Genomic DNA, 22,766 nt, shown 5'->3' with positions numbered 1-22,766 from the left:
TAATTTTTTAAAATATTATAACCCTTATTTATTCAATAGATTCAGGTTTTACAATATCAGATTGGTATTCTTTAATAAGTTTTTTTTGTTCTGCAATCATTTCTTTTCTCAAATCATCCATATTTACAAAGTCTTTCTGAAAATGACTTTCAAAAAAATCATGGTTAAAGAATTGTTTACTAAATAAAGAGTCTTGAGAAAATGAATCTTCAAAATCCTGAGAGTCTAATCCGGAAAGATCATTAAAAAATTTAGATCTAAAAGATTGCATTAAGCTGTCTTTATCTTTTACAGATAACTTATCAAGTTTATTAGAAGACCACGAGTAAATACTATCGTATTGAACTAAATTTCCTTGATCATCAAATTTCTTATCAACTTTCCAAGTTCCTTTTGGTGTTACAATATTGCTTTCATCGGCTTTACTTTCTTGGCCTTTACAGCCTATACCTAATAAAGCGACTAGTGTTATTAGCAAAATTTTTTTCATGATTTTATATTTAGAATTAAATGAGACTGAATAAATCAGCCTCATTATTAAAAATTAATTAAAAAAATCAAGTGTACGATTAAGAGATTTTAATGGTTTTTGGTGGTTTTTGTTTCGCTTCCTCTTTTTTAGGTAAGAAAACATCTAAAATACCATCATTATATTTAGCATTAATTTTTTCTACGTCTACACCTTCCGGTAACGTAAAAGATCTTTTAAAAGAAGAATATCCAAATTCTCTACGTGTGTAATTTTCTTCTTTTTGTTCTTTCTCTTCTTCAGTTTTTGTTGAAATAGATAACATTTGATTGTCAAGGTCTATTTGAAAATCAGATTTTTTAAGACCAGGTACAGCCATTTCTACAATAAAAGCATCTGCATTTTCTTTAATATTTACTTTTGGTAACGTTATCCCTGTGTTAAAGTTAGAAGTAAATACTGAAGGAAGTTCTCTGTTAAAAATGTCGTCTAACAAATTAGACAGAGTAGGGAAGTTTTCATTTGAATTGGTGTTTGCTAAGCTTCCGTTTTTAGGAACACTAACTAAATTGCTCATAATACAAAATTTTAAATTAAACATTATTTCAAATTAGAAATCTATTAAGACTTCTGATACTATAATAGCAAATTAGATACCAAAATGAATAAAGTGCCTTTATAAGCTGTTTGTTGTGAAATTTTGACATAATTATGAAAAAATGGCGTTTTATAACATTGAAAAAATGACATAATTACATTTCTATTTCAAAGAAAAGTGTTTCTGGTTTTATGTTGAATACATGGCTTAGAAAACAGTTTTTTAAAGCTTAGTCTATAGTGTTTGTATGGATATTGTAATAATTTGTAGTTAAATTTGTGTTATCAGTATAAAAAACTTAAATATTGAGTTAAATTTTTATATTTTAGAAGAGTGTTATATCAACATCAAATTAACTTTTAAAACCATATCGAATAATGAGTAATTATCACATAAAACATTTAGAGGAATATTATCAAGTGTATCGGAAGTCTGTAAGAGAACCAGAAAATTTTTGGGCAGAGGTTGCCGAAGAACATTTTATGTGGAGAAAACGTTGGGATACTGTTTTAAGTTGGGATTTTAAAAAGCCTGAAATTAAATGGTTTGAAGGCGCTCAATTAAATATTACTGAAAATTGTATCGATAGACATTTAAGAACTAAAGGCGATCAAACAGCTATTATTTTCGAGCCTAATAGCCCAGACGAAACTGCAGAACATATTACCTACCAGCAATTACACGATCGCGTATGCCAGATGGCAAATGTTATGAAAAGTAAAGGCATTACAAAAGGAGATCGTGTGTGTATTTATTTACCTATGATTCCGGAATTGGCTATTTCATTATTAGCTTGTGCAAGAATTGGAGCAATTCACTCTGTGGTTTTTGCAGGATTTTCCTCTAAAGCCTTAGCTTCTCGTGTTAACGATAGTGAGTGTAAAATGGTAATTACTTCAGACGGATCTTATCGTGGTTCTAAAACTATAGATTTAAAAGGTATTGTAGATGAAGGATTAGAAACGTGTCCTAGTGTAGAAAATGTATTAGTGGTAAACAGAATAGATTCTGATATTACTATGAAAGAAGGACGGGATGTATGGTTACAACCCTTATTAGACGAAGCTTCTCCTGTCTGTGAACCAGAGATTATGAATGCAGAAGATCCCTTATTTATTTTATATACATCCGGATCTACAGGGAAACCTAAAGGTATGGTACATACTACCGGTGGTTATATGGTTTATACAGCATATTCATTTAAAAATGTATTTCAGTATAAAGATGGAGATGTGTATTGGTGTACTGCAGATATAGGTTGGATTACAGGACATAGTTATATTGTGTATGGACCGTTAGCAAACGGAGCCACAACAGTAATGTTTGAAGGTGTACCACAATATCCAGATTTCGGACGTTTTTGGCAAATTGTAGAAAAGCATAAAGTGAATCAGTTTTATACTGCGCCAACAGCAATTCGTGCGTTGGCTAAACAAAATATTTCGTTCGTAGAAAGTTACGATTTATCATCATTGAAAGTTTTGGGTTCTGTAGGAGAGCCTATAAACGAAGAAGCTTGGCACTGGTATAACGATAATATTGGAAAACACAAAAGTCCGATTGTAGATACGTGGTGGCAAACAGAAACCGGCGGAATTATGATTACTCCAATTCCGTATGTAACACCTACAAAACCAACGTATGCAACATTACCTTTTCCAGGAATTCAGCCCGCATTAATGGATGAAAGCGGAAATGTAATTAAAGGTAATCAGGTCGATGGGCGTTTATGTATTAAATTCCCGTGGCCGTCTATAGCACGAACCATTTGGGGAAATCACGAACGTTATAAAGAGACGTATTTCTCTGCTTACGAGAATATGTATTTTACAGGAGATGGTGCTTTAAGAGATGAGGTTGGTTATTATAGAATAACTGGTCGTGTAGACGATGTTATTATTGTATCTGGTCATAATTTAGGAACAGCTCCAATAGAAGATGCTATAAACGAACATCCAGCAATTGCAGAATCTGCTATAGTTGGATTCCCTCACGATGTAAAAGGAAATGCCCTTTATGGTTATGTCATGTTAAAAGAGACTGGAGAATCTAGAGATCAGAATAATTTAAGAAACGAGATTAATCAATTAATAAAAGATCGAGTAGGAGCTATTGCTAAATTAGATAAAATTCAATTTACAGATGGTTTACCTAAAACACGATCAGGTAAAATTATGCGTCGTATTTTAAGAAAAATTGCGAGTAAAGATATTAGCAATTTAGGAGATACAAGTACGTTGTTAAATCCAGAATGTGTACAAATTATTATAGATGAAAGTTTATAGATTTTGAAACTATAGCGTATAAAAAATCCCGATGTTATATCGGGATTTTTTTTTGATTATGTATTTTGAATATTAAGTTTTATATCTAATTGTAACTTTTATAGTCATACTGAACTCGTTTCAGTATCTCATTATTTTTGATAGTTGTGTGACTCTGAAACAAGTTCAGAGTGACGAACGTTCAAAAACTAATTACGAATAAAATATTACTTTTTACCAGGATTAAATACAGGAAGTAATTCATTTTTTACTTCTCCAAAACCAATTCTAGTTCCATCATTTTCACAATAACCACGCATAATAACAGTATCGTTGTCATTAATATAAGTGCGTTCTGTACCATCTTTTAATGTAATGGGATTAGAGCCTCTCCATGTTAATTCTAACATCGATCCTAAAGATTCTGGTGTTGGGCCAGAAAGCGTACCACTTCCCATTAAATCTCCAGAATTTACTGGACATCCGTTAATGGTATGGTGAGCTAATTGTTGAGACATATTCCAATACATATGTTTGAAATTAGATCGAGATACAATGGTTTCTTTAGCTGTTTTTGGTTGGATTGCGACTTCTAAATTAATATCGAAATTTTTATTCCCTTTAGTTTTTAAGTAAGGCATTTGCTCTTTAATAGGCTTTGGTCCTTGAACTCTAAATGGCTCTAAAGCATCTAAAGTCACAATCCAAGGCGACATAGACGATGCAAAGTTTTTAGATAAAAACGGGCCAAAAGGCACAAATTCCCAACTTTGTATGTCTCTAGCGCTCCAATCGTTAAAAAGAACCAATCCAAAAATATACTCTTCAGCTTCATTTACAGGAATAGGTTCCCCAAAATCGTTAGCATCTGTAGTAATAAAAGCCATTTCTAATTCAAAATCTACAAATTTAGAAGGTCCAAAGAGAGGGGTTTCTGCATCTGGAGGTAAAGTTTGCCCTTGTGGTCTATGTATAGGTATTCCTGAAGGAATTATAGACGAACTTCTTCCGTGGTAACCAATAGGAATGTGTAACCAGTTTGGTAATAAGGCATGTTCTTCGTCTCTAAAAAGTTTTCCTACATTAGAAGCGTGTTCTATACTAGAGTAAAAATCGGTATAATCTCCAATTTGTACAGGTAATTGCATTTCAATTTCATCTAAACGAAACAATACAACTTCCTTATGTTGTTTATTGTTTTTTAAAGTATCATTATCAGCATCAAAAATATCAGCAATTCTATTACGAACAGCACGCCAGGTTTTTCTTCCGTCTGCAATAAAATCATTTAAAGTATCTTGAAGAAATATATCATCTGTTAATGGAATATCGCTGAAATAACCTAATTGATGCAAAGCACCAAGGTCGATCGCCGTATCTCCAATTCGAGTTCCTATAGTAATAATGTCATCTCTGGTAAGAAATACGCCAAAAGGAATATTCTGAATAGGAAAATCCGAATTTTTATCGACATGCAGCCATGTCTTACGATCTGGATTGTTAGCTGATATTTGCATAGTTTAATTGTTAATTGTTTGTTTAATAAATTCTATTCAAATATATGTTTTTTGGTGTATTTAACTAATCTATTTGTTATTTTTGAGGAATTTTTAACGATAATTACAATGATGCAACGCGACGAACAAATTTTTGAATTAATAGAAGCCGAGAAACAACGCCAGTTACATGGTTTAGAGTTAATTGCTTCTGAAAACTTTGTCAGTGACCAAGTAATGGAAGCTGCAGGTTCTGTTTTAACTAATAAATATGCTGAAGGCTATCCTGGAAAGCGCTACTACGGTGGTTGTGAGGTTGTTGATGAAGTAGAGCAAATCGCGATTGATCGCGCAAAAGCACTTTTTGGAGCAGTTTATGTAAATGTACAACCACACTCTGGAAGTCAGGCAAATACTGCTGTTTTTGCAGCGTGTTTAAAACCTGGAGATAAAATTTTAGGTTTCGATTTATCTCATGGTGGACACTTAACACATGGTTCTCCAGTAAACTTTTCTGGTAAATTATACAATCCTTCATTTTATGGAGTTGAAAAAGAAACAGGAGTTTTAAACTACGATAAAATTCAAGAGGTCGCTACAAAAGAGCAACCAAAATTAATTATTGCTGGAGCTTCTGCTTATTCTCGAGATATAGATTTTAAACGTTTCCGTGTTATAGCAGATAGCGTTGGTGCAATTTTAATGGCCGATATTTCTCATCCTGCAGGTTTAATTGCTAAAGGAATTTTAAACGACCCGATTCCTCACTGTCACGTTGTAACAACTACAACACACAAAACATTAAGAGGACCAAGAGGTGGAATGATTATGATGGGTGAAGATTTTGATAACCCATTTGGAATTACACTTAAAAATGGAAGTAAAAGAAAAATGTCTTCTTTATTCGATTCTGCTGTATTCCCTGGAAATCAAGGAGGTCCTTTAGAGCATATTATTGCAGCTAAAGCAATTGCTTTTGGTGAAGCACTTACAGACGATTACCTTACTTATATGTTACAAGTAAAGAAAAATGCAGCAGCTTTAGCTGAAGCGTTTGTAGCAAAAGATTATAATATTATTTCTGGAGGTACAGATAACCACATGATGCTTATTGATCTTAGAAATAAAAATGTATCTGGAAAACAAGCTGAAGAAGCTTTAGTTTTAGCAGAAATTACAGTAAACAAAAACATGGTACCTTTCGATGATAAATCACCATTTGTAACTTCTGGTATCCGTATTGGTGCTGCTGCAGTTACAACTAGAGGTTTAAAAGAAGACGATATGCAAACTATTGTAGATTTAGTAGATGAGGTTATCTTAAACCTAGAAGACGAATCTGTTTTAGCTGCAGTTGCAACTAAAGTAAATGCACTTATGGCAGATAGACCATTATTTGTATCTTAATTTAGTAATCCATATATAATAAAAAAGGCTGCCAATTGGTAGCCTTTTTTATTATATATTTTCATGATTATAAAAGAGAATCGTAATCGTATTTAATAAAGTAATCTTCTTTTATTTATACTGACATAAATAAGATGTTTGCTCAGACACCTTAACTTGAAACGTTTTATTTGCTTCTATCTGGTAAGATTCTCCAGCTTTATAGGTTTCCCAACTGTTAGACTCTGGTAATAATACTGTCATTGTACCTTCTATAACATTCATAGTTTCGTGTTTGTTGGTTGCAAATTCGTAGGTTCCTGCTTCCATAACGCCTAAAGTCGATGTTCCAGTTGCCGATTGGTAGCCTAAAGATTTTACATTACCTTCAAAATAGGTGTTGCTTGATATCATAATATTTGGTTTTAATGAATCTTAAAAGTATAACAATGCTTTATAAAGGACAAGTAAGTGGTGATAAACCCTAAAAATTCAATAAAATAGAAAATAAAAAATCGACTGAAAAGAATTTTTCAGACGATTTATATCGATTAATAATACATTTATGGTATTATAAATTAGTCATTAAAATAAAATCCATTAGGAGCGATTCCTGCAGTAAATGTATTTAATAATGTACCTGTTAAAGAGTATTCGTAAGTTGTTCCTGCAGAAGCAAAATCACCAGCATCAGCAATATAAATTGTGTCGTCTTCTACTGCAAAACCGTACATAGCACCAAAAGCAGATGTAGAGGTGTAAGATAATATTTCAGTTGGAGTTGTTCCATTAATATCAAGTGCAAATACCGTAGTTGCATTTGTAAAATATAAGGTATCATCTTCAATAGTTAATTGTTTTGCATTAGGTGCAGTCTCAGTTAAATCAATAGTATCTGTAATGGTATTTGAAGACATACTAATTTCAAAAATATTGGCAGTACCATTATAATTAGTTGTTAATACGTAAAGTGCATCATCTTCTTCAACAATAGAGTTAGGAGTATTTCCATCGCCTAAATCAATTTCTACAGATTCTTCTGTGCTTGGGTTATAAACAGTTACTTGTTGTCCGCTTCCATAATAGCCGTTAGCGAAATAAAGGATACCATCTTCTTCAATTACTTTTTCAGCAACTTTCATATCAAAAGTTGTTGTAGAATAGTCTGATAAATCAATAACAGTTACAAAATCGTCAGAACCATCGTCCCAGCCATTAGAGTTTGTTACATATGCTTTTCCATTAGCAATCGCACCATATCTTGGTGAAACTAAATCTGTATCTATAGTCGCTTTATATTCAAAAGTATAACGGTCTACAACTGTGACTTGATTCGCAGAACCAGAAATAATATAAGCATTATCGTCGTCAAAGAATATGTTTTGTAATGCATTTCCAATATCTGTAGCATCTGGATTTACGGTTGTGTAAACATCATTTTCAATAATTTTATCGTCTCCAACAAAACTAATTCCTGCTGTTCCTGCAGTTCCAAATTGTCCTTCGTTTAATACTATGTATCCGTTATCGTAATCTCCTTTTGGTAAAGTTGTAATATCATCGTCGCTGTCGGAGCTACAAGAACTAAATAATGCAGCACTTGCAAAAGCAATGGTAAAAAATTTGTTTATTTGTTTCATAGTGTAATAGTTAAATATTAATGTTTAAGTAAATTGAATAATTTCTTCCTGGCATATATCTGTTAGAGCCACCTTGGTAATTCGTATTCCAAATATTATTAAGTTTTCCTCCTAATGTAAAAGTGTTAGAAAACGTATAATCTACTCCTATATTAAAGAGATTATAATCGTCTATTTTATATTTAGAAATATTATCTGTTGTCGTAAAAAGGCTACCAATATATAACCATTGGTAAAATGCAGATACGTTTTTAAAATTGTAACCTAAACTAGCCGTTACCTTATTATAAGGTACATAAGTAAGTTGTTTTTTTGTTTCCTGATTTTCTGAAATCGTATACGCATACGTACTGTTTAGTGTAAAGGTGTGGTCTTTTACTGTTCTAGAATATTGAAAAACACCTTCTAAACCATAAGTAATAACATGATCTGTATTTGTAGGTTGCCAAAGCGAGCCGTTGTATATCCAACGAATCATATCTGTAATATCATTATAATATGCTGTTACAGATAAGGTGGTATGCTTTAATTTAAGATGATTTCCTATTTCTGCCTGATACGATGTTTCTGGTTTTAAATCTGGGTTTCCGCTGTCTTCCCAATACAAGTCGTTAAACGTTGGTATTCTAAAGTTTTTAGAACCATTAATAGTAATAGAGTAGGGATTGTTCACTTTAAATTGAAGTCCTAAACTATATAAAAACGGACTGTTATAAGTATTTGTGGCTTCTTGTCTTAATCCTAATTCGTATAAAAACCACGTATTATATTGGTGTTTAAATAATAGGTTTAAACTTCCAATATTTCTAGTTTCCTTTTCTATGCTAGAACCTTTACCTTTATTTTGTGTGGCATCTGCAATAGCATTAATTGTAATGTTTTCTGAAGGATTATAAGTGAAATCATATTTTGCAATAATAGAATTTACCTTTCCAAAAGTATGAGAGTCGGAATTTATATTAGCAAAATATTTATATTCTTCTGTTAAGTAAGCTAGTTTTAATTTTGAAGTCATTTTGTTATAAAAACCATCCCATTCAATTAAATTTCGTGTATTAAAATCTCTATATTTTGTAGGAGTTTCGTTAGAATTAGTTAACGAAAAATGACGTTCACCATCAAAGGCATAACTATATAATTTTAATACGTTGTTGTTATTTAATCGGTAACTAATATTAGCATTTAAACTGGTATTGTAAAATTCACCATTTTCATTGTACTCATCAGAATCTACATAATCGTAATCATTATCAGAACTATTTCTGCTTATGCCAACATTGGCACTTAAATTTTTAGTAACAATATTTCCGTTGTAATGAAGTTGCAAGGTGTTAAAGCTACCGTAACTACTTTTTATTGTGTTTTTAAAACCTTCAGTATAATCAAAAGTGTTGTTTAAGTGAATACTTCCTCCAATCGCACTGCTACCATAAATTACACTTCCACCACCGCTACGCACACTTATGGAATTGAAGTCTGAGGTGTTTAACGTATTAAAATCGGTCTGCCCGTTAAGTTGAGAGTTAATGTTTATTCCATTCCAAATTACAGCTGTTTGCTGTGCTGTAGTTCCTCTAAAAGCAGGCGAAGACACCATGCCTAATCCATTTTCTTTAAAAAAAATAGGAGTATTATAATTTAGTAACGCTGTTAATGAAGGCTGGTTTATAGAGATAACACTATCTGTTAAAACTAAAACAGATTGCGTATTACTAAAGTTTTTTAATTGGGCATCTGCAGTAATTAGAACTTCATCTAATTTTTGAATAGTATCTGTTTGTGCACCTAGAATAACAGGGAAACATGCAATACATAAAAAGAGGATGGTTAATTTTTTTTTCATAGATCTTAAGACTCTTTGCCCGAAAGTCGGTTAATTAAGCAGAATTTGGCAGGTCTCCTGACTCTCGTCTTGTTATTTACCTTCCCAATCTTAAATTAAAATCAGTGGTATATTGAAGTTTAATAACAAGCATTTTGCTAAGCAAAACTAAGATTACAGTTGCGGGAACAGTTTGAGGATTTCACTCAATTCCCATTTAATCCATCACTTTATATGATATGAACCAAAATTCGCTGCAAAAATAAGGCTTTTATTATAATTGTAATGTAAAACCTTCTTTTTTGTAATTAGGATAGCCTTTTTTGATAATGTTATAAATTAAAAAAACAACTATTTTATTTTGACTGAATTTTATATGCTTACATTTGAAGTGTTTTTAGTGTTAAAAAGGTTCAGTTAATGCTTTGTTTTAACACTATTATATATTCATTTTAAACCCATAGAGAATGAAATTTTTTCAATTAAGGTCTTTATTCCTAGTCTTTTTTGTCTTGATTTTTAGTTGTAAAGACAACGAGGTAAAAAAAATTAAAGTTGTACAAGAACAAGGTGTTAAGTTACCTCTAAAACATGCGAAAGGATTTTCGGTTACATCGTATAAGAATTATAAAGTATTAGAGATTTATAGTCCGTGGCCAAAAGCCGATAAGACCTTTAAATTTGCTTTAGTCGATAAAGAAAATAAAGATAAAGTTGTTTTAAATTCAGATGATTTTGAAGCTGTAATTCCAATTCCAATAGAACGTATCGTGGTTACATCTACCACGCATTTGCCAAGTTTAGAATTATTAGATGAGGAACAAAAATTAGTTGGTTTTCCTGGAAATAAATATGTGTCTTCAGAAAAAATAAGAGCTCAAATAGATGCCGGTAAGGTTCGTGAGCTTGGAAAAAACGAGAGTATAAACACAGAAGTTTTACTAGAATTGCATCCCGAAGTTGTTATTGCTTTTGGTATAGATGGTAATAACAGTGCTCTTGAGACTATAAAAAAAGCAAATATTCCTGTAATTTATAATGGCGATTGGGTTGAGGGTTCTCCTTTAGCAAAAGCTGAATGGATAAAATTATTTGGTGTGCTTTTTAATAAAGAAGTAAAGGCAGATTCTGTATATAATACTATTGAAACAGAATATTTAAAAGCTAAAAAGTTAGCCGAACATGTCGCTAAAAAACCGAGTGTATTTAGTGGTGCCATGTATAAAGATATTTGGTACATGCCAAATGGTACAAGCCCTGAAGCACAACTTTTAGTAGATGCAAATGCAAATTATCTTTGGAAAAACACAAAAGGAGTAGGTAGTTTAGCTCTAAATTTCGAGACTGTTTTTAATAAAGCTAAAGCAGCGAATATTTGGATTAATCCTTCTATATATTCTAGTTATAAAGATTTAGAAAAATCGAACACACATTATACCAAGTTTAATGCTTTTAAGGACAAACAAATCTATACCATGTCTAATACTAAAGGCGAAACAGGTGGCGTTTTGTATTATGAATTGGGACAATCCAGACCCGATTTAGTGCTTAAAGATCTTATTAAAATTTGTCACCCAGAACTGCTTAAAGATTACGAATTATTCTTTTTTAAAACATTAAATTAATTGCCAAATCAACACTCATACAATAAAACATTTATAGCACTTTCTGTAGTGCTGCTATGTTGTTTTTTTATTAATATTAGTTTAGGCTCTGTGTCTATACCTTTACATGGTGTACTTGAAAGTGTGTTTGGTACACCTTCAAACGAATCTTGGAGTTATATTATTCAGAATTATAGGTTGCCAAAAGCCATTACAGCATTATTAGTAGGTTCTGGATTAGGAGTTTCTGGTTTGTTAATGCAAACTTTATTTCGGAACCCTTTAGCGGGACCATTTGTTCTAGGAATTAGTTCCGGAGCGAGTTTAGGTGTTGCCATTGTTATTTTAGGATCAGGACTTTTTGGTGGCACATTTGCAATATTATTAACCTCTAAATGGAGTGTAGTTATCGCTGCCAGTTTAGGGAGTTTTCTTGTGTTATTATCTGTTTTAATCGTATCGTCTAGAGTTCGAGACACTATGGCCATTTTAATTATCGGACTTATGTTTGCAAGTATTACAGGTGCCATTGTAGGTGTGTTGTCTTATTTTAGTTCTGCCGAACAATTACAACGTTATGTATTCTGGGGCTTTGGAAGTTTAGGAAATTTATCTTGGCAGGAAGTAGGTGTGTTTGCTATAATTTATACTATTGGTTTAGTGCTAAGTTTAGCGTCTATAAAAGCATTAAATACATTGTTATTAGGCGATAATTATGCAAAAAGTTTAGGATTGAATTTAAAACAAAGCCGACTATTCATCATCTTAGCAACAAGTTTATTGGCAGGAACTATTACTGCTTTTTCTGGTCCGATAGCCTTTATAGGTTTAGCAATTCCGCATTTAACACGTTTGGTTTTTAATACATCCAATCATAAAATATTATTACCAGCCGTAATATTATTAGGTGGTGTTATTATGTTAGTGTGCGACACCATTGCACAAATTCCTAATAGTGATTATACATTGCCTATTAATGCCATTACGTCTTTAGTGGGAGCACCAATTGTGATTTGGTTATTAGTTAGAAAACGAAATTTAATGTTTTAAAATGAAGGAAGACAAACAACATATCATTTTAAAAACAAAAGATTTAACTATAGGTTATCGTTCTAAAAAAAAGGATCATGTAATTTCTTCTGAAATTAATATTGCTTTAGGAAAAGGAGAACTGATTGGTTTAGTGGGCGGAAATGGTATTGGAAAATCTACCATGTTACGCACCTTAACAAACACACAAGAAGCCTTAAAGGGTCAGGTTTTCATAAATAATAAAGACGTTACAACTTATGATAATTTAGAGCTGGCACAAGTATTAAGTATTGTGTTTACCGAAAAACTAACGTCTAAAAATTTATCGGTGTTCGAGTTGGTCGCTTTAGGTAGACAGCCTTATACCAATTGGATTGGAACATTATCGGGTTTAGATTTAGAGAAAGTGAATCATGCATTACAACTTACCAATATAGAATCTTTAAAACATAAAAAGTGTTTTGAGTTAAGCGATGGTCAACTTCAAAAAGTTATGATTTCTCGTGCCTTGGCTCAAGATACCGATTTAATTATTCTGGATGAACCAACAACACATCTAGACATGTATCATAAAGCATACACATTGAAACTGCTTAAACAATTAGCAAAAGAAACAGGGAAAACCATTTTATTTTCGTCTCACGAAATAGATTTAGCTATTCAGCTTTGCGATAAAATGATTGTCATGACACCCGAAAAAGTCGTTTCAGATTCGCCTTGTAATTTAATTGAAAAAGGAGTGTTTTCTACGTTGTTTCCTGACGATTTAATTAAGTTTGATGAGGTTACAGGGAGTTTTCGAGTTAATAAATAAAGTTTAAATTTCTAAATTTTCTACAAAAAACTCTTTAGGTAAATAGTGCTCACTAAATTTTTGCTGAGCGTGATTAAACCACATAACTTTATAGGATTGCTTAGTCATTAGTCTTTTAGGTTTGCTATCCTGAAAAAACAAATCCTTTTGTTCCTCATTCTTTATTCCAGATAATATAAAATCAGGGGTTTGGAATGATGTACCAGGTACTCTTTCAAATGAATTACTATAAGATTTTCTATGTTCTAATTTTTTAGTTTTAAATTGAATTCTTTTTCCAAAATCATAATCTTCAGCTTTCTTGTAATCTGCAACTTCTTCAATTAGTTTTTTAATTTGGATTATTTTTTTTCCATTTTCCGTTTCCTCTTTTCTATAATATTTTAATTTTAAATAAGAATCTAAGAAAGAATGGTAAATCTCCTTTTCAACAAATTCACTTTTATTCGCATTAAAGAAAACGCATACATATTTCACTAAATCCGCTATTTGTGCTTTTTCAATGACGTCACTATAAATTTTCTTTTTATCTTCTCTTTCAAATATCACTTCCTTGATTAACATTAATGGGGGCACTTGTGCGGGGAATTCTTTAATTTTTTGTGGGGTTCCATTAAATAATGGATGTGACCTTAATGTTACAATATCTCCTATTCCAAATGCATTCATAATAGTTGTTTTATTTTCTTAAAGATAAGAATAATAGTATATTTACTGTTAAAGTAAGGGAGTTCTTTAGTTAAAAAATAAGACATTTGTTGAACTGCTGTATTGGTTTTTAATCAATCACTTAATCCTACCTTTTCTTAAGATGAGGGATAATAAATATGGAGATTAAGAAAGACGTATTATTTTAGGTTTCGTTACATCCAGATAAGAAATTATCTTCGGAAGTGACGTCACTACCTCAATAATTCTTATTAGAACAGTGATATACCCAATGGTTTGGTGTGTTTCAAAGGTTTCTTTAACTAAGTTAATTATTGTTAAGGTAAATTCTATCATATTTAGGTGTTTATCTATTAGACGTACAATTGCAACGTGAGTCGAGAACTCGGCTAATGGTTCAATCTTTTTAAGATGTAGGTTTTATTTTGTTATAAATACGTGCGAGAGCTTCCTTTACTTTTTTTATTATGAGAGAGAATAAAGATTGGTTTAAAGATAGAGGTTACCCGCATTTTACTAATAAGACACCAATGTCTGTTAGGAAGAACGTCGAGCGTTATGTAAAGAACCCACAGCAAGTATCTCGACATTCTTTTTCTCCACTCATCTCAAAAGAAATTAAACAGAGACGTTATAAATTATCTGATTTTAATGGGGTAGAGAGACGTTCACACAAAAAGAGTAAAGGCGGAAACGTTGTAACTAATACAAAAATTAGAGAAATACGGTATGCTACACATTTAGATGCGCATATTTATTCATATTATGCTCAACAAATTATTACCCCAAAATATGAGGCCTACCTAAAGCAAAAACCTTTACTATCTAATTCTATAACTGCATACAGACAAATAGAAACAGAAGACAAACTAAAGTTTAAAAATAATGTTCATTTTGCAAAGGATGTATTCGATGAGATAAAAAGTAGAGAAAATTGTGTTGCACTTGTATTAGATATAGAAAATTTCTTCCCAAGTTTAAATCACAAAAAATTAAAGCTTGCTTGGGCCAAAATTTTAGGCAACAAAACGTTACCTAAAGATCACTTTAATATTTTTAAAGCAACAACCAGATTTTCTTATGTGAAGCTAGAAGATCTTAAAACTAAAAATGGTCATTTCGATGAAAAAGAATTGTCGAAATTTAGAAAAAATGGCAAACATACTTTTTTTGAAAGTATAAAAGATCTCATTGACTCTGATGTCATAATTCATAAAAATCAAAAAAAAGATGGTGATAAAAATCTAATGGGAATACCTCAAGGTTTACCCATTAGTGCATTATTAGCGAATATTTATATGCTTGCTTTTGATGAAGCTGTTATAAAAGAATTGACTTTAAAGCATAATGTATTTTATAGGAGATATTCAGATGATATTGTTATGCTATGTAAAGAAAATCAAATCGCATTAATTGAGGAGTTTGTTGAAAGTGAAATACTAAAAAACAAATTAACGGTCTCCTTAGAAAAAACTGAGAAAACACTTTTTAAAATAAATAATGGACGACTGCAATCCTACAAAATTGAAAAGGATAATCGTTTAAAAGAAAATCTACCTCTAAACTATTTAGGGTTTGAATTTTATGGTTATCAAACATTAATTAAATCTAAAAACTTGGCTAAGTTTTATAGAGAAATGAAGGAAACCGTAAAACGAAAGCATAAACGGGTGGAAACTATAAAAGAAAAGCATTTATTAGATGAAACTCCAATTTTTAAAAGAAAACTATATCGACTTTTTAGCTATAAAGGTGAGAAATCTAGAATGCTTCCCGCTAAACGTACAAATTATATAGAAGGCAAAGCAAAAACTGATTATTTTGACAGAAAATTTAGAGGTAATTATTTAAGATATGCATATCGAGCCTCAGATGATTTAGAAGCTCCAGAAATAAAAAGGCAATTACGTAACCATTGGAGAATTCTTCAGGAAACATTAAAAAAATATGATTTTTCCAATGTTAAGAAAGATTCTTGATTCAGAAAAATAGAACTTTTATAATTTATTACTTTTACAATATTACATCTCAATATTATTTTATGAACGATACCATTATATTATTAGTAGCCATAATTGTTTCTGCTGCTGTGGGAGCCTTTGTTGGACTTACTATAGCTAAACTTAAAAGTAAAGGCGAAAAAAGTACTTTAGAAGAGCGAAACCATAACTTACAACAACAACTTTTGGAAGTCAAGCAATCTTCGGAAATAGATCGAGAAAAGCAACAACAAAATTTTGAAAATAAATTAACGGAGTTAAAGGCCTTAGTTTCAAAAACAGAAGTGGAACGTGAAGAAATTAGACGCGAAAAAGATTTTTTAAATACTGAATTAACACGTAGAAATTCGGAATTTGAAAACCTAAAACAACAAAACCAGCAACGCGATAAAGATGCAATTAAGCAACAGGAACAAATGCGTAAAGATTTTGAGTTGTTGGCAAGTAAGATTCTAGAAGAAAAATCTGAAAAATTTACACTTCAGAATAAAGAGAATATTAAAAATATTTTACATCCGCTTCAAGAAAAAATTCAAGGTTTTGAGAAAAAAGTAGACGATTCTCAGAAGGAAAGCATCAGTATGCATTCGGCTTTAAAAGAACAATTATTAGGACTTAAAGATCTTAATCTGCAAATGACTAAAGAAACCACCAATTTAACGCGTGCCTTAAAAGGAGACAGTAAAATGCAAGGAAATTGGGGCGAATTGGTTTTAGAGCGTGTGTTAGAAAAATCTGGTTTAGAGAAAGATAGAGAATATTTTGTACAACAAAATTTTACACGCGTAGATGGTTCTCGTGTCTTGCCAGATGTGGTGTTACATCTTCCAGATGATAAGAAAATGATTATAGATTCTAAAGTGTCTTTAACAGATTATGAACGCTATGTAAATGCGAATGAAGATGTTGATAAAGCTACATTTTTAAAAGCACATGTAAATTCTATTCGCAGGCATGTAGAACAGCTCTCGGCAAAAAACTATCAAGACCTGTACGATATTGAATCACCAGATTTTGTATTAATGTTTATTCCTATAGAACCTGCATTCGCCATTGCTTTAAATGAAGATAATGCGTTGTATAATAAAGCATTCGAAAAGAATATTGTAATTGTAACACCAACAACTTTATTGGCTACTTTACGTACTATAGATAGTATGTGGAATAATGAAAAACAACAGCGTAATGCTTTAGAAATTGCTAAACTTGCGGGTTCGCTTTACGATAAATTTGAAGGTCTTATAAAAGACTTAACGAGTGTTGGAAAGAAAATAGACGATGCTAAAAAAGATTATTCTGCAGCGATGAATAAATTAGTAGATGGCCGTGGTAATTTGGTTACAACTGTAGTAAAACTTAAAAAAATGGGAGCTAAGGCAAAGAAATCACTTCCAGAGCCAATAGTTAAACGCGCACTTGAAGAAGAGGAATAAAAAAAGCAGCTTAGTTATAAGCTGCTTTTTTTATGAATTATATTGATAATTTTAATAATCTTCTATATCGACGTCAAAGTCTTCTTCGTTATTAGTCGGTTTATCGTATTCTTCAATCTGAATATTCTCGTAGGTAAATAGATTAACAACAACTAAAACAAAGCCTAACAGTAAAAGTGTTACGACTACAAAGTTGTCTAAAATATCTAAAATACCAGAAATTGAAAACCCGAAAGCGACAGCAACAGTTAATATAAATGACGTTTTATCAGAAAGCATATCAATTTAAAATTTAGATTCCAGTATAATTACTAGGAGTGATGTCTTTTAATTCAGATTTAATAGTGTCTGAAACTTCTAAGGTATCAATAAAATTAGAAATAGATAGTTGATTTATTTTTTCATTTGTACGTGTTAAACCTTTTAAAGCTTCATAAGGGTTAGGGTAACCTTCGCGACGTAAAATAGTTTGAATGGCTTCGGCAACTACAGCCCAATTGTTTTCTAAATCTAAAGCAAATTTGTCTTTGTTTAAAAGCAATTTATTTAATCCTTTTAAAGTCGATTCAAATCCAATTAATGTATGTCCAAAAGGCACACCAACATTTCTTAATACAGTACTATCTGTTAAATCACGTTGTAGTCTAGATATTGGTAATTTCCCAGAAAGGTATTCAAATACGGCATTAGCCATTCCTAAATTTCCTTCACTATTTTCAAAATCTATAGGGTTTACTTTATGTGGCATTGCAGAACTTCCTACTTCACCAGCTTTTATACGTTGTTTAAAATATTCCATAGAAACGTAAGTCCACACATCGCGATCTAAATCGATTATAATGTTGTTTATACGTTTTATGTTATCAAACAAAGCAGCCATATGGTCGTAATGTTCAATTTGTGTTGTCGGGAACGAGTGGTGTAAACCTAAAACATCTTGTACAAAACTATTTCCAAATTCTTTCCAATCAATATGTTTATAAGCAACATGATGTGCATTGTAATTTCCTGTTGCACCACCAAATTTAGCAGCATGTGGTACTGTTTGTAAAGATTTAAATTGCTCATTTAATCTCACAACAAATACCTCAATTTCTTTTCCTAAACGTGTCGGAGAGGCTGGCTGGCCGTGAGTTCTTGCTAACATAGGGACATCGCTCCATGCTTCAACTAAACTTTCTAATTTTTCTTTTAAAGCTAAAAACTTAGGAATATACACTTCGTTTAAAGCTTCTTTTATACTTAAAGGAATTGCTGTGTTGTTAATATCCTGAGAGGTTAATCCGAAATGGATAAACTCTTTAAATTCAGAAATATTTAAAGCATCAAATTTTTCTTTAATGAAATATTCTACGGCTTTAACATCGTGATTTGTAACACTTTCAATTTTCTTAATTGCTAACGCATCTTCTGTAGAAAACGATTTGTAAATCTCACGTAAATCTCCAAAAAGATTACTGTTAAATTCTTTAAGTTGAGGTAATGGAATTTCGCAAAGCGCAATAAAATATTCAATTTCTACTTGAACTCTATATTTAATTAAAGCTTCTTCAGAAAAGTAAGGTGCTAAAGAACTTGTTTTACTTCTATAGCGACCATCAATTGGCGAGATAGCATTAAGTGTTGATATTGACATGTGTTGTGTGTTTTTTTTAAAGGCGCTAATATACGCATTTTGTTCCCTATTTATGAAGATATTATAAAATCCTTTTATTAAATCTTTAACATAAATGTATCCTTTATGGTCTTCTGTTTTTTAGAATAAATACGCTTTAAAATCTGTCTTGCTCGGCCTCTAAAAGCAACACTTTGTATTTGGAAATCACGCTCTAAAATAATAGTTAATTCCGGATGAATCCATTCAAATTCCTTACCCAAGAGATACAAAGTAGTCATGCTGTAGGCTTTAGCTGCTACTTTTTGGTCGCTAATCATATAATCTAAACACACCGCAATAATACGTTCTTTATATATTGGTAAGAGTGCGTGTTTTATAATTGTATTTTCTTTTTTACTGTTGTCCAGAGCTAAATATTGACAAATTTTGGCAACAGGCCGTACAGCAGAGTCTAAATGCACAGTATGTATGTGCGCTATAAAAGTGTCTAAATGTGGTAGTAATGCGTTTAAATTTTCGACACACATAAACTCTAAAACCCAAGCCGCTTTACAAGATAATTTATGGTCTGTTTTAAAAAGCAGGTATAATGCACTAGAAATTAATTCAGGCTTATTTAATAGCTAATTTGCAAAATACAATCGTTTTTCTTGCGCGTGATTTACATTTGTAAATTGTTCGTAAAGTTGTGCTGTAGTCACTTAATTTTTATACATTTATTATATAAAATTAAAAAAATGAAAAGTATTAAGAAAATATTCTTACTTCTTTTGGTCGCATTTATAATTGCACAATTTTTTGGGCCAGAAAAAAACATGGGAGATTTAACATCTGTAGAGCCTTTTTTAACAGAGACTAACCCGCCTGAACATGTTAAAGCTATTTTAGAAGAAACCTGTTACGATTGCCACAGTAGCCACACACGATATCCTTGGTATAGCGATTTTACACCTGTTAATTATTGGATGGCAGGTCATGTAAATGATGGAAAAAAACATTTAGATTTTAGTGCTTGGGATAGCTATTCTAATAAGAAAAAAGATCATAAATTTGAAGAATTAATAGAAATGGTTGAAGCTAAAGACATGCCTTTAGAATCTTATACCATAACACATAAAGCTGCTAGATTATCTGATGCAGATATAGATTCTGTAAAAGAATGGGCAGAACATGTGCGTATTAAATTTACATTATTACCACAGCCAGAATAGTTTATGAGAAACGTATTAATTATTGGTTTTGTTTGGCCAGAGCCAAAATCGTCTGCAGCCGGAAGCAGAATGTTACAGCTTATTGAGGCGTTTCAATTACAAAATTATCACATTACATTTACAAGTCCGAGTAGTAAAAGCGAACAAGGAGCAGATTTAGAATCTTTAGGAATAGACGAAAAAAATATAGAATTAAACAATTCTAGTTTCGATACGTTTATAGCTGCGTTGCAACCTGATATTGTGTTGTTCGATAGGTTTTTAATGGAAGAACAATTTGGTTGGCGCGTTACAGAACAGTGTCCAGATGCACTTAAGATTTTAGATACCGAAGATTTACATTGTTTAAGAAAAGGGCGACAACAAGCATATAAAGATCAGGTTTGTTTTAATGATAATTATTTGTTTAACGATTTTGCAGAACGAGAAATAGCAAGTATTTATAGATGCGATGTTACTGTAATGATTTCTGAAATTGAGATTGATATTCTTACTCAGAAATTCAACGTACCTTCTAATCTTTTACTCTATATCCCGTTTATGTTAGACGGTATTTCTGAAGTAGAACAACATAAATTACCACATTTTAGTGAACGTGAGCATTTTGTAACCATTGGTAACTTTTTGCACGAACCCAATTATCAATCGGTGTTATATTTAAAGCACACCCTTTGGCCATTAATTAAATCAAAATTACCAAAAGCAGAACTACATATTTATGGTTCTTATGCAACCCAAAAAGTAAATCAGTTACATCAACCAAAAGATCGTTTTTTTATAAAAGGTTTTGCAGAAGATGTAAACGCTGTAATGAAACACGCTAAAATTTGTATTGCACCTTTGGTTTTTGGTGCAGGTTTAAAAGGAAAATTGGTAGACGCCATGACAAATGGTACTCCTTGTGCCATGTCTTTAATCGCTGCAGAAGGCATGTTTGGAAGTTTAGAACCTAATGGTTTTATTGCAGATGATGCTGAGGTATTTACATCACAAATTTTAGAATTATATACGAATGAATCTCTTTGGGAAAAAAAACAACACTTGGGGTTTAAAAGTTTGAATTCGCGTTTTAATAAGTTGTACTTTCGGGAGCAGTTTATAAATCGTGTTCAAGAACTTCAAAAAGATTTAAAATCTCATCGGTTACATAATTTTACAGGACGTATGTTGCAGCATCATAGCATGCAAAGTACTAAGTTTATGTCGCGTTGGATTGAAGAAAAAAATAAGCACATTAGCAGTACTTAAGTATGGAGTTTCTATCAGCTTTTCAGGTTATTTATGTCATAATTGTAGCCATTGTATGTTTACGTGTTATTTATGATACAAATCATATTACCAAGACATTGTCGTATTTATTAGTGGTCATTTTTATTCCAGTTTTTGGAATTATATTCTATTTTTCATTTGGAGTAAATTATAGAAACAGTAAGATTTATAGTAAAAAACTGTTTAGTAATATTCAATTCGAACGTAAGTTAGAGCTTCAACTTCAGCATTATGCTAAACAAATTATAAAAAACAGAGGATCACTTTTAGAGTCTAATAAAAAGCTAATCCGTTTATTATTTAACGATATTTCTAGTCCGTTAACCAATAAAAATGAAGTTGATTTATTGATTAATGGTGAAACAAAATTCCCAGAAGTTTATAAGGCCATTGAAGCGGCAAAACATCATATACACCTAGAATATTATGTGTTTACAGAAGATATTGTTGGTAAAAAAATTGAAACACTTTTAATACAGAAAGCAAAAGAAGGTGTGCAGGTTAAATTCATGTACGACGATTATGGCAGTAGCTCTATTCGTAAAAGCATGGTTTATCGTTTAAGAGCTGCTGGAATTGAAGCGTATCCGTTTTATAAAATTAAACTGATTTATTTGGCGAATCGGATGAATTACCGAAACCACAGAAAAATTATTGTCATTGATGGTCGTGTAGGATTTGTTGGCGGAATTAATGTGAGTGATACGTATACAAATGATATTAAAACAAAACCATTTCCTTTTTGGAGAGATACCCATTTAAAAATTCATGGTCCTGCTGTATGGTATCTTCAGTATTTGTTTTTATGTGATTGGAATTTTTGTGCCAAATGCGATATTGAACCTAAAGACGAGTTTTTTCCTAATTTAGATTCTTTTGAAACCACAAGTAATGTTGCTGTACAAATTGCTGCTAGTGGGCCAGATTCTAAAACACCAACCATATTATATTCTTTGTTACAAGCCATTAGTTTAGCAGAAGAAGAAATTTTAATTACAACACCTTATTTTGTGCCAAACGAAAGTATTATGGATGCACTTTGTATTGCGGCTATGAGTGGTGTTAAGGTTAAATTATTAGTACCGAGAACTTCAGATTCTAAAGTGGTTAATGCTGCAGCAAGTTCATATTACGAAGAGTTAATGAAATCTGGTGTACAAATATACCGTTATACAAAAGGGTTTATTCATGCAAAAACCATGGCTGTAGATGATGAGATTGCTATTGTAGGTTCTGCGAATATGGATATGCGTAGTTTTGATTTAAATTTTGAAGTCAACGCAATTATTTATGATAAGGATGTAAATAAGAAACTTAAAGATGCCTTTAATACCGATTTAAACGATGCCAGTGAAATTAACTTAGAACGTTGGTTAGCGCGTTCTTGGTACCACGAACTGCTCGAAAAATTAGCTCGATTATTATCACCTTTGCTTTAATT

20 protein-coding genes and 1 riboswitch are annotated in these 22,766 nt (G+C 31.6%); of the genes, 10 read left to right on the top strand and 10 right to left on the bottom strand.

Annotation, left to right across the window (positions count from 1 at the left end):
- Positions 1-28: 28 nt before the first annotated feature.
- Together GQR95_RS15875 and GQR95_RS15870 are read right to left on the bottom strand one after the other, a co-directional pair.
- The gene (locus GQR95_RS15875; RefSeq protein WP_159024064.1) at positions 29-490 is read right to left on the bottom strand and encodes a hypothetical protein; all 462 of its coding nucleotides are present in this window, start codon (positions 488-490) and stop codon (positions 29-31) included.
- Between the two features lie 79 nt (positions 491-569).
- Positions 570-1,046 carry an Hsp20/alpha crystallin family protein gene (locus tag GQR95_RS15870; protein ID WP_159024063.1) on the bottom strand — a complete coding sequence of 159 codons (477 nt, stop codon included), beginning with the start codon at positions 1,044-1,046 and terminating at the stop codon, positions 570-572.
- Between the two features lie 398 nt (positions 1,047-1,444).
- Between GQR95_RS15870 and acs the strand changes: the two genes are divergently transcribed.
- Positions 1,445-3,352, top strand: a complete 1,908-nt coding sequence (acs, locus tag GQR95_RS15865) for an acetate--CoA ligase (protein WP_159024062.1) — start codon at positions 1,445-1,447, stop codon at positions 3,350-3,352.
- A gap of 206 nt (positions 3,353-3,558) precedes the next feature.
- Here the strand turns inward: acs and fahA are convergent, their stop codons facing one another.
- Positions 3,559-4,848: a fumarylacetoacetase gene (gene fahA, locus GQR95_RS15860; RefSeq protein WP_159024061.1), complete on the bottom strand. Its 1,290-nt coding sequence runs from the start codon at positions 4,846-4,848 to the stop codon at positions 3,559-3,561.
- A 111-nt stretch (positions 4,849-4,959) separates the two neighbouring features.
- Between fahA and glyA the strand changes: the two genes are divergently transcribed.
- Positions 4,960-6,234 carry a serine hydroxymethyltransferase gene (gene glyA / locus GQR95_RS15855; protein WP_159024353.1) on the top strand — a complete coding sequence of 425 codons (1,275 nt, stop codon included), beginning with the start codon at positions 4,960-4,962 and terminating at the stop codon, positions 6,232-6,234.
- A 111-nt stretch (positions 6,235-6,345) separates the two neighbouring features.
- Here glyA and GQR95_RS15850 read toward each other — a convergent pair whose 3' ends face one another.
- The 3 genes from GQR95_RS15850 to GQR95_RS15840 form a co-directional block, all read right to left on the bottom strand.
- Positions 6,346-6,627: a pyrimidine/purine nucleoside phosphorylase gene (locus tag GQR95_RS15850; RefSeq protein ID WP_159024060.1), complete on the bottom strand. Its 282-nt coding sequence runs from the start codon at positions 6,625-6,627 to the stop codon at positions 6,346-6,348.
- A 164-nt stretch (positions 6,628-6,791) separates the two neighbouring features.
- Positions 6,792-7,853 carry a YncE family protein gene (locus GQR95_RS15845; RefSeq protein WP_159024059.1) on the bottom strand — a complete coding sequence of 354 codons (1,062 nt, stop codon included), beginning with the start codon at positions 7,851-7,853 and terminating at the stop codon, positions 6,792-6,794.
- Positions 7,854-7,863: 10 nt separating this feature from the next.
- A complete protein-coding gene (locus GQR95_RS15840) occupies positions 7,864-9,696 on the bottom strand; it encodes a TonB-dependent siderophore receptor (RefSeq protein WP_159024058.1) in 1,833 nt (610 codons plus the stop codon).
- 29 nt (positions 9,697-9,725) lie between these two features.
- A riboswitch (cobalamin riboswitch) is annotated at positions 9,726-9,939 on the bottom strand.
- A gap of 203 nt (positions 9,940-10,142) precedes the next feature.
- Between GQR95_RS15840 and GQR95_RS15835 the strand changes: the two genes are divergently transcribed.
- The 3 genes from GQR95_RS15835 to GQR95_RS15825 are packed head-to-tail and all read left to right on the top strand — an operon-like array spanning position 10,143 to position 13,125.
- Positions 10,143-11,300 (top strand): ABC transporter substrate-binding protein, encoded by a 1,158-nt coding sequence (locus tag GQR95_RS15835; RefSeq protein ID WP_159024057.1) that lies wholly within the window; start codon positions 10,143-10,145, stop codon positions 11,298-11,300.
- A complete protein-coding gene (locus GQR95_RS15830; RefSeq protein ID WP_159024056.1) occupies positions 11,301-12,329 on the top strand; it encodes an iron ABC transporter permease in 1,029 nt (342 codons plus the stop codon).
- A gap of 1 nt (position 12,330) precedes the next feature.
- Positions 12,331-13,125 (top strand): ABC transporter ATP-binding protein, encoded by a 795-nt coding sequence (locus GQR95_RS15825; RefSeq protein WP_159024055.1) that lies wholly within the window; start codon positions 12,331-12,333, stop codon positions 13,123-13,125.
- Between the two features lie 3 nt (positions 13,126-13,128).
- On the opposite strand, the gene GQR95_RS15820 is transcribed toward GQR95_RS15825, so the two are convergent.
- Complete coding sequence (locus GQR95_RS15820) at positions 13,129-13,794, bottom strand: hypothetical protein (protein ID WP_159024054.1); 666 nt, start codon at positions 13,792-13,794, stop codon at positions 13,129-13,131.
- 467 nt (positions 13,795-14,261) lie between these two features.
- On the opposite strand from GQR95_RS15820, the gene GQR95_RS15815 reads away from it, so the two are divergent.
- Both GQR95_RS15815 and rmuC read left to right on the top strand, forming a co-directional pair.
- Complete coding sequence (locus tag GQR95_RS15815) at positions 14,262-15,773, top strand: reverse transcriptase domain-containing protein (protein WP_159024053.1); 1,512 nt, start codon at positions 14,262-14,264, stop codon at positions 15,771-15,773.
- 62 nt (positions 15,774-15,835) lie between these two features.
- Positions 15,836-17,227 carry a DNA recombination protein RmuC gene (gene rmuC / locus GQR95_RS15810; RefSeq protein ID WP_159024052.1) on the top strand — a complete coding sequence of 464 codons (1,392 nt, stop codon included), beginning with the start codon at positions 15,836-15,838 and terminating at the stop codon, positions 17,225-17,227.
- A gap of 51 nt (positions 17,228-17,278) precedes the next feature.
- Here the strand turns inward: rmuC and GQR95_RS15805 are convergent, their stop codons facing one another.
- The 3 genes from GQR95_RS15805 to GQR95_RS15795 form a co-directional block, all read right to left on the bottom strand.
- On the bottom strand, positions 17,279-17,506 hold the full coding sequence (locus GQR95_RS15805) for a hypothetical protein (protein WP_159024051.1): 228 nt from the start codon (positions 17,504-17,506) through the stop codon (positions 17,279-17,281).
- A 13-nt stretch (positions 17,507-17,519) separates the two neighbouring features.
- Positions 17,520-18,863 (bottom strand): adenylosuccinate lyase, encoded by a 1,344-nt coding sequence (gene purB, locus GQR95_RS15800; RefSeq protein ID WP_159024050.1) that lies wholly within the window; start codon positions 18,861-18,863, stop codon positions 17,520-17,522.
- A gap of 77 nt (positions 18,864-18,940) precedes the next feature.
- Positions 18,941-19,372 (bottom strand): hypothetical protein, encoded by a 432-nt coding sequence (locus GQR95_RS15795; protein ID WP_233265952.1) that lies wholly within the window; start codon positions 19,370-19,372, stop codon positions 18,941-18,943.
- Positions 19,373-19,582: 210 nt separating this feature from the next.
- Here GQR95_RS15795 and GQR95_RS15790 point away from each other — a divergent pair, with 210 nt between their 5' ends.
- Genes GQR95_RS15790 through cls form a run of 3 tightly spaced genes read left to right on the top strand, consistent with a single transcriptional unit; the run spans position 19,583 to position 22,764 of the window.
- Complete coding sequence (locus GQR95_RS15790; protein ID WP_159024049.1) at positions 19,583-20,056, top strand: heme-binding domain-containing protein; 474 nt, start codon at positions 19,583-19,585, stop codon at positions 20,054-20,056.
- 3 nt (positions 20,057-20,059) lie between these two features.
- Positions 20,060-21,304, top strand: a complete 1,245-nt coding sequence (locus GQR95_RS15785) for a glycosyltransferase (protein ID WP_159024048.1) — start codon at positions 20,060-20,062, stop codon at positions 21,302-21,304.
- Between the two features lie 2 nt (positions 21,305-21,306).
- Complete coding sequence (cls, locus tag GQR95_RS15780) at positions 21,307-22,764, top strand: cardiolipin synthase (protein WP_159024047.1); 1,458 nt, start codon at positions 21,307-21,309, stop codon at positions 22,762-22,764.
- The last annotated feature ends 2 nt before the right edge of the window (positions 22,765-22,766 follow it).

This window comes from Formosa sp. L2A11 (assembly GCF_009796865.1).
GTDB lineage: Bacteria > Bacteroidota > Bacteroidia > Flavobacteriales > Flavobacteriaceae > Formosa.
This window is presented reverse-complemented; position numbering and strand designations above follow the sequence as displayed.

Coding starts and splice junctions, on each gene's coding strand:
- GQR95_RS15845 (WP_159024059.1), bottom strand. CDS start 7,853: ATGAAACAAATAAACAAATTTTTTACCATTGCTTTTGCAAGTGCTGCA.
- GQR95_RS15870 (WP_159024063.1), bottom strand. CDS start 1,046: ATGAGCAATTTAGTTAGTGTTCCTAAAAACGGAAGCTTAGCAAACACC.
- GQR95_RS15820 (WP_159024054.1), bottom strand. CDS start 13,794: ATGAATGCATTTGGAATAGGAGATATTGTAACATTAAGGTCACATCCA.
- GQR95_RS15850 (WP_159024060.1), bottom strand. CDS start 6,627: ATGATATCAAGCAACACCTATTTTGAAGGTAATGTAAAATCTTTAGGC.
- GQR95_RS15825 (WP_159024055.1), top strand. CDS start 12,331: ATGAAGGAAGACAAACAACATATCATTTTAAAAACAAAAGATTTAACT.
- fahA (WP_159024061.1), bottom strand. CDS start 4,848: ATGCAAATATCAGCTAACAATCCAGATCGTAAGACATGGCTGCATGTC.
- rmuC (WP_159024052.1), top strand. CDS start 15,836: ATGAACGATACCATTATATTATTAGTAGCCATAATTGTTTCTGCTGCT.
- cls (WP_159024047.1), top strand. CDS start 21,307: ATGGAGTTTCTATCAGCTTTTCAGGTTATTTATGTCATAATTGTAGCC.
- GQR95_RS15805 (WP_159024051.1), bottom strand. CDS start 17,506: ATGCTTTCTGATAAAACGTCATTTATATTAACTGTTGCTGTCGCTTTC.
- GQR95_RS15875 (WP_159024064.1), bottom strand. CDS start 490: ATGAAAAAAATTTTGCTAATAACACTAGTCGCTTTATTAGGTATAGGC.
- GQR95_RS15835 (WP_159024057.1), top strand. CDS start 10,143: ATGAAATTTTTTCAATTAAGGTCTTTATTCCTAGTCTTTTTTGTCTTG.
- GQR95_RS15785 (WP_159024048.1), top strand. CDS start 20,060: ATGAGAAACGTATTAATTATTGGTTTTGTTTGGCCAGAGCCAAAATCG.
- GQR95_RS15790 (WP_159024049.1), top strand. CDS start 19,583: ATGAAAAGTATTAAGAAAATATTCTTACTTCTTTTGGTCGCATTTATA.
- GQR95_RS15840 (WP_159024058.1), bottom strand. CDS start 9,696: ATGAAAAAAAAATTAACCATCCTCTTTTTATGTATTGCATGTTTCCCT.
- purB (WP_159024050.1), bottom strand. CDS start 18,863: ATGTCAATATCAACACTTAATGCTATCTCGCCAATTGATGGTCGCTAT.
- glyA (WP_159024353.1), top strand. CDS start 4,960: ATGCAACGCGACGAACAAATTTTTGAATTAATAGAAGCCGAGAAACAA.
- acs (WP_159024062.1), top strand. CDS start 1,445: ATGAGTAATTATCACATAAAACATTTAGAGGAATATTATCAAGTGTAT.
- GQR95_RS15815 (WP_159024053.1), top strand. CDS start 14,262: ATGAGAGAGAATAAAGATTGGTTTAAAGATAGAGGTTACCCGCATTTT.
- GQR95_RS15795 (WP_233265952.1), bottom strand. CDS start 19,372: ATGTGTGTCGAAAATTTAAACGCATTACTACCACATTTAGACACTTTT.